The following is a 12,826-nucleotide window of genomic DNA, read 5'->3' on the forward strand; positions in this document are numbered from 1 at the left end:
ACTAGAAAAAGAAACTCAAATTTGCTATGACTTCTTCTCTTTTATTGAATTAGACTTGTTATGAAAATATACAATCATATAAATAAAATAAATATTTATTGATTTTGTCATGTTAAAACTAGATAAATTAAATACTGAATTTAATAGAGCCATTGAACTGATTAAATATACTAATGGTATAATTTTTTTGACAGGCAAGGCAGGCACTGGTAAAACAACGTTTCTGAAATATTTGCTAGAAAAAAAATATAAAGAAAGTATTGTTTTAGCTCCAACTGGTGTAGCAGCTATAAATGCAGGAGGTGTAACTATAAACTCTTTTTTTCAAATCCCTTTTGGTCCTTTTTTACCTAATGATATTAGGCTAAGTCCAAAAGAAATTAATAAAAATTTTAAATTTAATAATTCAAAAAAAGAATTAATCTCAAAATTAGAACTTTTAATAATAGATGAAGTATCTATGGTTAGAAGTGATACTCTAGATGTAATTGATAATTTATTAAGGTATTTCAGAAAAGATAAGTATTTGCCCTTTGGAGGGGTTCAAGTTCTTTTAATTGGAGATGTGTTTCAATTACCTCCAATTGTTGAAAGTTCTCAATGGGAAATTTTATCACATTATTACAAATCAAGTTTTTTCTTTGACTCAAAAGTTTTTAGAAAAAGTAAACCAATTCATATTGAATTTAAAAAATTATATAGGCAAAAAGATGAAGAATTTATTTCGCTTCTTAATAAAGTCAGAATGAATAAATTAAGTAGCCTTGATTTAAAAACATTAAATTCAAGGGTAAAAGAAATTCGGTCTAAAGACCAGTATATTACTCTAACAACACACAGAAAAGCTGTAAATAAAATTAATACCTCTAGATTAAAATTAAACAAAAATGAGTTAATTCAATTTGAAGCAAGTGTAGAAGGTGATTTTGATGAGGGTAGCTACCCAGCTAACAAAATTTTGAGTTTAAAAAAGGAAGCTCAAATAATGTTTATAAAGAATGACACTAGTCACTCAAAAAAATATTTTAACGGAAAACTAGGGACTGTATATGAAATTACTGAAAAACAAATTATTGTAAAGGATAATAAAGGGGAATTAATTAAAGTTAAACCAGCTATATGGAACAAAATAAGATACAGTTACAATAAAAAAGAAAAGAAAGTTGAAGCAGAGAAAATTGGATTATTTGTTCAATTTCCTCTTAGGCTAGCTTGGGCAATTACTGTTCATAAAAGTCAAGGTTTAACATTTGAAAGTTTAAAAGCTGATTTAAAAGATGCTTTTTCTCCAGGTCAAGTTTATGTTGCTCTTAGCAGGTGTACCTCTTTAAAAGGACTTTACTTAGAAAGTGAAATACCCTTAAAAGCAATTAAATCTCAATTTAATGTTTTAAGTTTTTCTAAAGAAGTTTCACCATACAGGATAATAGCTGACAAAATAGCACAGGGTAAAAGTGATTTCTTTTTTAAAGAATCAAAAAAACAAAAGGAAATTGGAAAATTAAATGAAGCCTTAAAATATATTAACAAAAGTCTAAGTTTTTATAGCTCTGCTAAACTTTTAAAATTTAAAGAAAGTTTGCATAAAGATTTATATCAAAAAAAAAATAAACAAAATCGAGAAATAACTAATTCCCTAAGATTTAGTGGTGCAGATAAGAAATTAAAAATGGAAAAATTGATTAAGATTATTGAAGCGAATTATAATTTATTAAAAAATTATATTGAAATGGATATGGATAAGGAATCCATGCTTGAAACTTTACAAAGTCAAAAAAAGTCAACGTTTAAATTATTGAATAACTTCACAAATGAAGAAAGTGTTTCAAAAGAACTATCTTCTCTTCTTACTAAAGAATGGTGGGAATCTTTATCTCAAAAATGGAAGAAAGTCTTACTCCTAAATATTGAGATTATTGATATTTATAAAAATCATATTTGGCTAACTAATGAATGGAATAAACATCCTCTGCATGCGTATAAAAATTATTATCATAAAGACTTTCAAGTCTCAGAGAATTTAGATATTAAAAAAATCCTTATACATTTAAATAATTTAGACTCAATTATTATTTATGGTATAGATGATAGTTTAGAACCCTTAACATATTTACAAAATATAAAGCATCTTGAAATTAATTGTCTAAAATCAGAAGGTCAACATACCCAAGAAAGATATACATATGATTTTTCAATTTTAACACAACTTCAAAACTTGAAAGTTTTAAAACTACAAGACCTACCTGATGATGCTGATTTGAGTAGCTTAAAAGATTTAAAAAACTTAATTTATTTATATAAAGATGGTAATTCTTCAATACCATATCTAAAAAATTTAAAGGTTTTGAAATGTAGCGGAGATGAACCTGAAATGCGTAAAGATGATTTTGTATTAGAAAATGTTATTATATTAGATATTCATAATGATAATGATAGAGTGACATATGATTTTCATAATACTCCATTTACTTTGTTTAAAAGTTTAAAAAAATTTCCAAAATTGATTTATTTAGAAATAGGCAGGGCATTGCCAGAAAAACATAGAGATTTCAAAATAATCACTGAACTACCAAACTTAAAAAAATTCATTTGTATAACTAAAAGTATAAAAGTGGGAAACCGTTCTATAAAAGAAGAATTCAACTCTATTTCATTTAACGATATTGCAGAAAATTTATTAGAAAAAAAAGTTTATGTAAGTGTAGATGGAAAATACTTAACTCCAAAAATTTCTAAATTCTATAATTAACCTAACATTAATTATATCATTAAATTTTTAGCTTTTATGAATATCTAGTTATGGAACTACCTTTTGACAAAAACATCTCAGTATCTAAGTTAGTTTCTATATTTAGAAGTACGAGTGCTACCTATAAGTTTTACTGGTTTTGGGCTATTCTTGAAGCTATAGAATCAGGTAAAAAAACAATTACAAAAAGAGAAATATTTGCTAGAATGATTTCTTTGTCTTGGTACACAGTCAATTATTTTAAAGTTTCATTTGGTAAACAAGATGTAATACAAAGTGCTGTAGAGCAAATTAAAGAATTAGAAAGTTTAAGTATTGATTCTTCTCAAGAACATATACTTTCTACTTTATTAATTACTAAAAATAAAGAAACAGTATCGCTACTAAATCATTTTGATAATAATGTACCACATAAGTTTTTAAGTCCTTGGTTAGGCTCAGGTAGTAAATCTGAAATTTATGATAAATCAAATGATAAATTTGAATCTGTTCCATATAGATTAGAAAAAGAATACATTGAAATTTCAGATAAATGGTTGCCTTATTTTAAGGTTCACATTGCATTCTTAAAAACTTATTGTTATTGGAATCTAACCCTTTTTCTACAATCAAGAAACCCAAATGTACCAGACATACCTAACAAAATCAATAGACCTATTCAAAGAGGTAGTTTGAGCATCCATAAAACAAGATTTTGGGATTTAGTAATCAATGAAATTGGAGCGGTTAATTGTATATATACTAATAAAACTTTAAAAAAGGGAGGATATGCTGTAGAGCACTTTATACCCTATCAATTTGTTGCTCATGATTTAATGTGGAATTTAATTCCTGCTGATAGTAGTTTTAACTCTAAAAAAAGCGATAAGCTTCCTAAATTTGATGATTATTTTGATTCCTTTTATGAAATACAAAAAATGGGTTTTGATATTATAAAAACACTGAGACCAAAAAATAAATTTTTAGAACATTACCTTCCTTTATTTCCTGATCAAATATTTGAAAAAAATAAATTTGAAGATCACATAAGACCTATGCTAAGCATAGCCCATAATAATGGGTTTCAATATTTAGAAATATGATTGATTTTAACCAAATCCCAAAGGAGAGAATTATTTTTAAAAATGAATTATTCTTTATTATTAAAGATCAATTTCCAGTTTCTCCAGGTCATCTTTTGATAATTTCTAAGGGAATCAAAAAGGATTTCTTTGAATTATCCTTAGAAGAAAAAGAGAAACTTCCTAAAATGATAGATAAAGCAAAACAGCTAATAAAACAAGAATATAATCCTGACGGCTATAATATTGGTATGAATTGTGGAGATTCTGCGGGGCAAACTATATTTCATTTTCATTGCCATATTATTCCAAGATATAAGGGTGATATGGATAATCCACGTGGAGGTGTAAGAGGTGTAATACCTTCAAAAAGGAAGTACTAGCCAACATTCTTTAAACTATAAGTTAAAACAAATCATTTTTTTGCTTGTCTTTCAGAAATATTTTCATCTAGCCGCATTCAAAATGATATACTCTATTTTTTTAATATAATAGAAATGAGCCTTTGATGTACAGCTATTTTACATAATGGCGTTATAGGGCAGAAAGTGAATGAATGTACCTATAACTGCGCATTATGTAACTTAGCTTTGGTAAAAGGGTTAACTATTTAATTAAATTGTGTTGTACGAAAGGATGTTCCCAATTACCAGTAATTTGATATAGTTCATAAAAAACAAACCACTCTAGTGCCCAAGGTATTATGGTGTCAAATATATTATGCTTTTTAAAGTTCCAGTGAAAATTATCTGTTTCTGGATGATATAAACACAGGTTTTTCTCTTTTGGAAACATATGTATATCATCATGATATTCAATTTCTGGATCTATTACGTATACTTTTGGTGAATTTAAACCATCATAAACTATCCTTATAGTATATTCTTTGGAATATTCGGTTGGTTTTACCTTACCAATACAAATTAGCTTATTCTTTTTTACTGAACACTTTAGAAATTCATAATATGATTCAATAAATTTTTTCTCTCTAATTAAGATAATTCTAGTCTGTAAATTAAGCTTCTTTACTTTGAACCTGTTTTTATGATACCTTTTAACCACCATAATTAGTATGAGGTTTATTTTTAACTCCTAAAGTATCATCATTTAAAACTCCTGAACGTTGTGAGTAAGCATTACTTGCTAAAACTTTCTCTGATATACGGCGTAAAGCAGCTTCTTTGGCATCTGTATCCTCATCAGCACCATCTGAGAATCTATCACCAAGATGTGCCTGCCACAACTTACTAGCCTCCAGTTGATTTTTAGATTCTAAAGCATCTTTTGCATCATCAATGAAAGCTTTTAAAGCATCTTTAAAATTAGATTTTTGTTGATCTGAAAGCTTTTTACAAACATCATCGAATGGTGTTACAGGCATTGGCAAGAACCAACTATAATCTATATCATTTTTTATTTTTTTAAGTACCTCATATAAGGCTACATCATCTCTATCATTTAATTCTAAATGTTTTACTGCCCAAATAGTAAAGGCCAAACCAGAAGGAAACTTCCCTTTTTTATTATCTGACCATGCTTTTAAATACTTAACAATCCGTTTCATTTGAGGTAAATCTTCACTTTTCTCGTTAAACCAAACATAGAAATCTTTTGGGTCGCTTTCCTCCCAACCATTGTAACGTGTTGCTAGTTTTGGGTGATTATGTTCCTCTGAATTGTAATGATATACTGGTATATCAATATGAAAATCATCCTTGTATATAACCCTAATACACTTACTTTTTTTAGAAGGTGTTGTAGACGTTACATTTTCAACTGCTTTGAAAACATGATCCATTACAGTAGCAGTGGTTACTTCTGAATCAACGGATTTAAAATACACACCTAAATCCATATCACAAGTATCTTCATTTGTACGGATTATAGTATCCATTTTATATGAACCTTGTATCCAAGTTCCGGAAAAACTATACTTGGATTTATCTTTAAAGTATTCCGCGATTTTAGTTTTAATATTTTCTCTTGCAGTTATCATTCTTCTAATTTTTGAAGATGTTAATTTTAATTTATCGTTAAAATCTAAAAACAATTTATTACAGTTTGCCATATTATTTATTTTTAAAGGTGTATCTTCTGTTAATTGATGAATAATCATTCCATCTATTATATTTTTTAATACTTGAAAGAATAGATTGTCCATGTAGTTGATATTTATTACTAGCCATAAACATTAGTTTTTCTAGCTTATTTTTTTTATTTGAATCCATAGCAATTTTAAAACCAAGGAACTCTTGTTGTATTCGATAGTATTCAAAAACTTTACTTTTTATATTACCAGTCCCACCTGAAAATATGATACATAAATCATGTACATGCCTTGATTGTGCCTGCATCATTAAGTCTAAAATTCTAATTTTTGATATCCAATATTTTGCACCAAATGGTTTATTAAATAGGCCATAACATATTTTAGACCTTGTTTCATTGTAAGTTGATTGACCAGTACCTATTGAGTACAACTCAATATCCGCATATGGAATGCCCAATGAGCAATGCGCTTCAGTTAATCCAATTAAAGCTGGATTATTTGCAAATACACCACCGTCAACACGCATTAAAAATTCTTCTTTAAGATTATCATCACCTATTAAATAATTACTCGAATAAGGATTAAAATAAGTTGGTGCCGCTGAAGTTGCCATAGCTACTTGATAAGCAGGAATATGTAAATCTGTGTAATAATCATCTTTATGAGGGGTTTTGAAAACTTTTGGTTTGGCATTGATTAAATCATAACCTGTAATACAAACTCTTGTATATAAATCTGCTATTAGAGGTTCTATATCATTATTAGCTTTCTTAAACTTATTTCTAATAAGGTCTTCAAGTTTCTTATTATTATATTTTGCCCTATTTAGACCTAATCGCCACCTCCTATAAAAAGGGGGAAAAATTAATTTCCTATTCTCTACATAAAGTTTTTCAATATCTGAAGCAGGTATTTTAAGAGCTAGAGCTAGAGCTAGAATACCTCCTGTAGAAGTACCACAGATTAAATCGAAATTTTCTGCTATTGGAGACTTTAAATCAGCTTCTAATTTTGATAAAAATCTTGCAGGAAAAACACCTCTAATACCACCACCATCAATACTTAAAATTTTAAATTTATTATTACTCATAAATAATTTATAAAATTTACTCAACGTTTACAGACGTAAAGTTTAAACCGTGAAAGGAAATTAAAATATTTTGTAGTTTAGAAGTTAGGCTGTATATTGCGCCACAAAATATGGGGTAGTATCCTTTACATTTTACTACTCACTTTCAATTTTAAGGTCCTTCCGGTCGAATGTTGGGACTTTTTTTTATGCTTACTAAAAATGCAAGTATTGTTCCATTTGTTAAAATTTTCTTAATTTGACAGCTTGTCATTGAAAACAAAATAAAAATTAATTAATGTTTGTAAGTAGCCCTAATTGTTAATAACTACAACACAATTAACTGACAATATTACACTTACGCTACCTCATCAATACTATACATCGAATTATTTTGTACCAATGTTTCTTGTTCTCTCCATTCTCTTTCGCCTGAAGTGATGATTTTTACTCCTGTTTCACCCATTGTATTTCTTTCATCATCTTTTGGGAAGTTGCTGATTAATAATCCATAATTGTATTGGTTTTTCTTAAAAAAAACACTACCAAAATCTGACTCTAAATTACTTTGCCAATTTTTGTATACACGGTTACTATTTTGATTGTAACCAGATGCAATACGCACTGTTACCCCTTTTTGGTTGAATCTTGTTCCTTTGGTTTGACCATTATAAAACGTAGGATCAAAAAAGCTTAATAAACGATAGTAGGCTTCATCATCTATAAATTGTAACTTATTTCTTCCATCTTCAGTAAGTAATTCCTGGTAAGAAATAAATTCAATATTTTCAATTGGTGTAAACACCCCTTGTGATTGGTTTTTCACAAACTTGGTATGCGTACTTAATCCTCTAACATTCGCATTGTATAAATTATTTCGCCATTCTGGATCTGCAAAAATTTCCCAATCTTGTTCGAACTGTGCATAGTGGTTTAGTAATTCTAAGCTTGCCATTAATTTGATATCTCTATTTTTATGATACCCACAAAAACGACCTGTAATTCCTTGCGCTCCATTTGCTAACTGTTTATCTCTTGGCTCGATACCAAAACGCACCTTCTCTTTTAACATTCCCAAATCTTTTCCAGCCGTTAAAGCTTGCACTATAATTAGGACAACTCTTTGACCACGTTTTAAAATTAAATCTGAGATTTCTTTTATTCCTTCATTAATACTAAAATCACAAACCGAATTTGAACCTATCAATATTACTTTACATTCTTGTTTGTATTCCTCTTTTAACAACCTTCTCAGTTCTGTTGCCCTGGTGGTATTCGATTCTCTTATTACCCCTAAACCATTTTCAAACGTATTTAAGAAGTTTACGTATACCTGAACTTTTGGATGAACATTATACACAGTTTCCCCTTCAATTCTTTGTGATTGTAATGGTTTAAAATCCTCTGGAATATCTTCAATTAATCCATCACCCAACATTTCTGAAATACCATAGTATTCTGGAGGACGTACCCCCACAATTACGTCTACATCTGCATCTCCATTATACTGAGCGTCTAAAATGTCATAAGGTGTTGCACTTACAGCTAACAATTTAATATCTGCAATACGCCTTCTTAATTCCGCAAAAAAAGCAACTTGAAAACTAGATTCCTCACCACAACCATATTGATCTTCATCTCTTACAATCAGCTGTACATCAAATTCATTGACTACTTTGTGTGGGTTTGGATGATTGAAAAAATCACTCATTTTCATCACCTTCAACTTTGAAGCTTTTATTTGATCTGTAGCTGCATCATAATATTCTCTTTGTAATACTCTACAGTTTTGGTCATACAAATCTGTATCTCGCATACTTGTTACAAATAAAATAGATTCGTATTCACGAATTAACCCAATTGCTGGTAATACGTAATTGCATAAGAAATAGATTGTACCTGACTTACCACTTTGCATTGAGGCCACAAATGCCATATTTTGATGCCCTTCTTTGATTGACAAACCTAGACGTAAAGCATTGATAATTTGATTCGGAAAAATACCGGTACGTTTTGCATTGTGTAATGTATCGATGATATTTTCTTCTAGAGATTGTGGGGCATTTAACTCACTTAATAAAGTTTCAATTTCTGCATTCCAGTGCTTCTGATAAGTCGTCATAATAATAGCTTTAAAATTATACTACAATATTACAACTGAACTATGCAGGGTAATTGCACTAAATTAAACAAATGCTACTTTTAAACCATCCAATAATTCTGCACTACTATCTTTAATTGCACCAGGATCTGTATTAAAATTTATTAAACCATAGGCAATTCCTAAAAAGGTACCTAATAAACCTATAGTTACAAATGTTGATGGAATACTTTCTTTTATACAATCGTTGGGAAATTTTTTAGTGAAGCTGAAAAAAAATAGATAAGGTTGGATAATGCAAACAACCAATTAATTAAACCCAAGGTAATTGTTGACAAACAAACACCAAAAAACCATCACTCAATTCAAAAATTCCTACTTTTCTTTTCTTTTTCTTTTAATTTTTATTTTACATCAACCCGCTTTTTTTACCTAACAATGGTTTTTCTCTATACCATAAGGTTTGTTCTACCAATTCTAAAATATTAGTTTTTACTTTTATTTTGTTATTATAAGCAAGTTCTAAAAATGTTATTTTAATGGAACATTTAATTGCTTTCGGCAACCAACTTTTTAAATGCATTGCATATGTAGTTTTACCAGCAAACCCCAAATGTTGTCTCATTCTAGTTATTACACTTTTGGCTTTGCTTGAACCTATATAAAGTACTAAAGTATTTTTGACATCGCTTTTAATATGATCTAAATTTTCTGAATTAAATTTACAAAAAGCCCTATTTTCTACCTTATTATCTTTTGCTAATTGGAAACTTTCCATGAAATTGCTTTTATCTATAATATTACATAGCTCTATTTTGTAAATAATATCATTTTTAAATTGACTACACTTTGGTTTTAGAAGTTTTATTATTTCTTTATTATTTTTAGAAAAAAACTCCTCTGCTTCTATTTGTATAGAAACTTCATCATTTGAGGTACTTACAAATTGCCCCGTTTTTAAAACCTCTTCTACTATTGAGAACTCCTTTAAAATATCTGCCTTTAACTCATTAAATAATTGCTTACTCATTATACTTTCTGTTTACGAGTAGCCCTTTTTTTCTTTATCGGTTGTGCAGCTGCTTTTAACTTTTGTATTTCTGCCAACAACTCTTTAGCATCTCCGTCTGTATCTAATTGCTCTACCAACTCGCCTTTAAAAGCTTTGGCTAAAATAGCCTGTGGTAAGCTGTCTATTTTTGTTTTTAGGCTTTGGTATTGGGCTTCTATAGCATCTGCTTTGGCAAATAAATGTTCTACTCTTTTTACGATTTCAGTTTGTTCTTTTATATCAAAAACATTAATTTTTAATTCTTTAATTTCAGTTGTATTAATATTATTTACACCACTTGTTGAACGCGCCTTTTCTTCAATCTGTCTTCTTAAATTAGGACTTGAAAGCATATAATTTAGATATTCTGAATTTAGTTTTTCTCCAGACCTTAATCTTACCAAATAGCCAGCATATCCCATCTCTTTTTGATGTCTAACTATCGCTGTTTTACCTACAATTGAAATGCTTCCATTTGATCGAATAATTAAAACATCTCCTTTTTTTAAAAGTACTTTTTGATACTCTTTCTCATCAAGTATTGAAAATTTCAAATCTGATGTGTCAATTTCACCGTCTTTAATATTAGGTATTCTTAAAATTGGCATTCCATCAACGCCATAATCTGATTTCTTTGATGTTCCATATTTTATTTCTGTTAAATAACTCCCTAGATTAACATTGATTGAAGCATCCTCCAACTCCTTTCCAACACGCCATTCTTCAGTAAGTTTGCCAGTTACTGCTTGAGTTAATAACGCTTGTCTAAAGTTTTTAAGGATTTGTGGCATGTGGTTTAAACGGGTTTTAAGACTGTCTAAATGCCCAAATAACACCTCTAACTTGGTAACAATGCGTTGTTGTAAAAACAATGGTGGTAAGTAAAATTGAAACTTCAAAAGTTCAGTTTCTGAAACAGTTGGATACATTGTACCAGTGCATTTATCCCCAAGAAAATTTAAAAAATCTTTATTATAAGATAGAAAGTAAAAAAGTAATTTACTTGAAGTTTTATTTATACTGCGTAAAATTGTAAAAGCAGATGAAACATTTAATACATCCTCATTTACCATAACAATTGCACCTCTAGTTGGTCTAACCCTAGAAACTAAAATATCATTTTTTATAGCAAGTCTATTTCCCTTGACTGAAGGTTTTTCTGAAAGAAGTTGATATTTTTTATCAAAAACATTAACTGCTCCAATTTCTAAATAAGGTATAACTCCTATTTCCCCCTTATCTTTTATAGAAAAGCAAAATGATTTTAAATCAGTTTCAACCCAGTTTTTTGGTAACATATTCTCCATCTAGTGTAATGCTTTTATTATGGCATTCAACTCTTGAGTAATGCTGGTTAATTCGGTTAAGGCTTCTTTGGCAATATCTATAGGTTCTCCAATGTCTTCGGCTTTGATAATCCTATCATCAGCAATTAAACCTAAGTCTAAAGAGTCGTTCTTTTTTCCAATAACTTCTCTGCTTATGCAGCTAAAGCGTTCGTCTTTTATTTTGTTACGATCTTTGGCTGTATAGGCTTTTTCAAAATCTGCAAAATAACTTTCAGTAAAAGGTGTGCGTTTTCCAAATTTTGGCATATTGGTACGCATATCGTAAAACCACACTTCTTTGGTATTTTGTTTGTCGGTTTTGCCACGATCAAAAAACAATACGTTGGTTTTTACACCTGCTGCGTAAAAGATACCTGTTGGCAAACGCAAAATGGTATGTAGATTGCATTTTTCCATTAAATCTTTACGTACGTTTTGCCCATCTCCATCTTCAAACAACACATTATCTGGCAATACTACAGCAGCTCTTGCACCACCTCTAGTATGTAAGCTTCTGTAAATACCTTGTAAAAAATTCAATTGCTTGTTAGAAGTTGGATAAACCAAATCTGTTCTGGTGGGTCTGTCTCCTCCTTTTTTGGTTCCAAAAGGTGGGTTTGCCAACACCAAATCTTTGTTTTTTACAGTTTCACCAAAAGAACTTAAAGAATCTCCCAAAGCAATATTACCACCCATTCCGTGTAAAAAGGCGTTCATCATTGCCAAACGATGTGTATCGCCTACCAATTCGCAGCCAGAATATTGTTCGGTTTGCAAATGGATGTTTTGCGCTTCATTTAAGCTGTAAATATCATTGTTTTCTAAAATATGATGATGTGCAGCAATCATAAATCCGTAGGTACCACAACTTGGGTCGTTTAAACGCTCGCCCACTTTAGGGTCCATTAAACGCACCATCACATTTATTAAAGGTCTTGGAGTAAAGTATTGGCCTGCTCCAGATTTCTTTTCGCTGGCATTTTTTTCTAGTAAGCCTTCGTACATTTCGCCTAAACCTTCATCTTTGGCTTCGAACCAATCTAGCTCGTCTATATGCTTTATAATTTTACGCAGGTTGGCTGGTTCTTGTATACTAGTTTGTGCGTTGTTGTATATCTTTTGAATTTTACCTTTACTTTCTGTGCCTAAATGCAACAATAATTTTCGGTAAAATGTAGCGAGTTCAATACCTTCTTTTTGTTTTAGGTCTTCCCATCTATAGCCTTCTGGCAGTTTATCATTATAATCGGTTTCTTCTGCCATTTTTAAAAACAGAATAAAGGTCAATTCGTTTAAGTATTGGTGATAGGTAATACCATCGTCTCTTAATACGTTACAGAGATTCCAAAGTTTGTTTACTATTTCTTGTGTGCTTAATGCCATTTTTCTATAATATTATTGTTTGTCTTGTTATTTA

11 protein-coding genes are annotated in these 12,826 nt (G+C 29.7%); 3 read left to right on the top strand and 8 right to left on the bottom strand.

Annotation, left to right across the window (positions count from 1 at the left end; all coding sequences use genetic code 11):
- Positions 1–109 precede the first annotated feature (109 nt).
- From LPB302_RS07770 to LPB302_RS07780, 3 genes are read left to right on the top strand one after another with little or no spacing between them, the layout of a single operon-like run.
- Positions 110–2,749 carry an ATP-dependent DNA helicase gene (locus tag LPB302_RS07770; protein WP_053974090.1) on the top strand — a complete coding sequence of 880 codons (2,640 nt, stop codon included), beginning with the start codon at positions 110–112 and terminating at the stop codon, positions 2,747–2,749.
- Positions 2,750–2,799: 50 nt separating this feature from the next.
- A complete protein-coding gene (locus tag LPB302_RS07775) occupies positions 2,800–3,831 on the top strand; it encodes an HNH endonuclease domain-containing protein (RefSeq protein WP_053974089.1) in 1,032 nt (343 codons plus the stop codon).
- A complete protein-coding gene (locus LPB302_RS07780) occupies positions 3,828–4,193 on the top strand; it encodes an HIT family protein (protein ID WP_053974088.1) in 366 nt (121 codons plus the stop codon). Before LPB302_RS07775 ends, LPB302_RS07780 begins: the two co-directional genes overlap by 4 nt.
- 223 nt (positions 4,194–4,416) lie before the next feature.
- On the opposite strand, the gene LPB302_RS07785 is transcribed toward LPB302_RS07780, so the two are convergent.
- The 8 genes from LPB302_RS07785 to LPB302_RS07820 all read right to left on the bottom strand — a co-directional run bounded on the left by LPB302_RS07785 (position 4,417) and on the right by LPB302_RS07820 (position 12,792).
- The gene (locus LPB302_RS07785; protein ID WP_053974087.1) at positions 4,417–4,875 is read right to left on the bottom strand and encodes a type II CBASS E2 protein; all 459 of its coding nucleotides are present in this window, start codon (positions 4,873–4,875) and stop codon (positions 4,417–4,419) included.
- Positions 4,865–5,971: a CBASS cGAMP synthase gene (locus tag LPB302_RS07790; protein ID WP_082329773.1), complete on the bottom strand. Its 1,107-nt coding sequence runs from the start codon at positions 5,969–5,971 to the stop codon at positions 4,865–4,867. Before LPB302_RS07790 ends, LPB302_RS07785 begins: the two co-directional genes overlap by 11 nt.
- On the bottom strand, positions 5,880–6,950 hold the full coding sequence (locus LPB302_RS07795; RefSeq protein ID WP_074613501.1) for a CBASS cGAMP-activated phospholipase: 1,071 nt from the start codon (positions 6,948–6,950) through the stop codon (positions 5,880–5,882). Before LPB302_RS07795 ends, LPB302_RS07790 begins: the two co-directional genes overlap by 92 nt.
- A 337-nt stretch (positions 6,951–7,287) precedes the next feature.
- Positions 7,288–9,051, bottom strand: coding sequence for a hypothetical protein (locus LPB302_RS07800; RefSeq protein WP_053974085.1), 1,764 nt, complete (start codon positions 9,049–9,051; stop codon positions 7,288–7,290).
- A gap of 63 nt (positions 9,052–9,114) precedes the next feature.
- Positions 9,115–9,339 (bottom strand): hypothetical protein, encoded by a 225-nt coding sequence (locus LPB302_RS07805; RefSeq protein WP_053974084.1) that lies wholly within the window; start codon positions 9,337–9,339, stop codon positions 9,115–9,117.
- A gap of 100 nt (positions 9,340–9,439) precedes the next feature.
- Positions 9,440–10,060: a hypothetical protein gene (locus tag LPB302_RS07810; RefSeq protein ID WP_053974083.1), complete on the bottom strand. Its 621-nt coding sequence runs from the start codon at positions 10,058–10,060 to the stop codon at positions 9,440–9,442.
- Positions 10,060–11,388: a restriction endonuclease subunit S gene (locus LPB302_RS07815; RefSeq protein WP_053974082.1), complete on the bottom strand. Its 1,329-nt coding sequence runs from the start codon at positions 11,386–11,388 to the stop codon at positions 10,060–10,062. Before LPB302_RS07815 ends, LPB302_RS07810 begins: the two co-directional genes overlap by 1 nt.
- Entirely contained in the window at positions 11,389–12,792 is a 1,404-nt protein-coding gene (locus tag LPB302_RS07820) for a class I SAM-dependent DNA methyltransferase (RefSeq protein WP_053974081.1), read from the bottom strand. It lies immediately after the preceding gene.
- Between the last annotated feature and the right edge of the window lie 34 nt (positions 12,793–12,826).

This window comes from Polaribacter dokdonensis (assembly GCF_024362345.1).
In the GTDB taxonomy this organism is placed as follows: Bacteria; Bacteroidota; Bacteroidia; order Flavobacteriales; family Flavobacteriaceae; genus Polaribacter; species Polaribacter dokdonensis.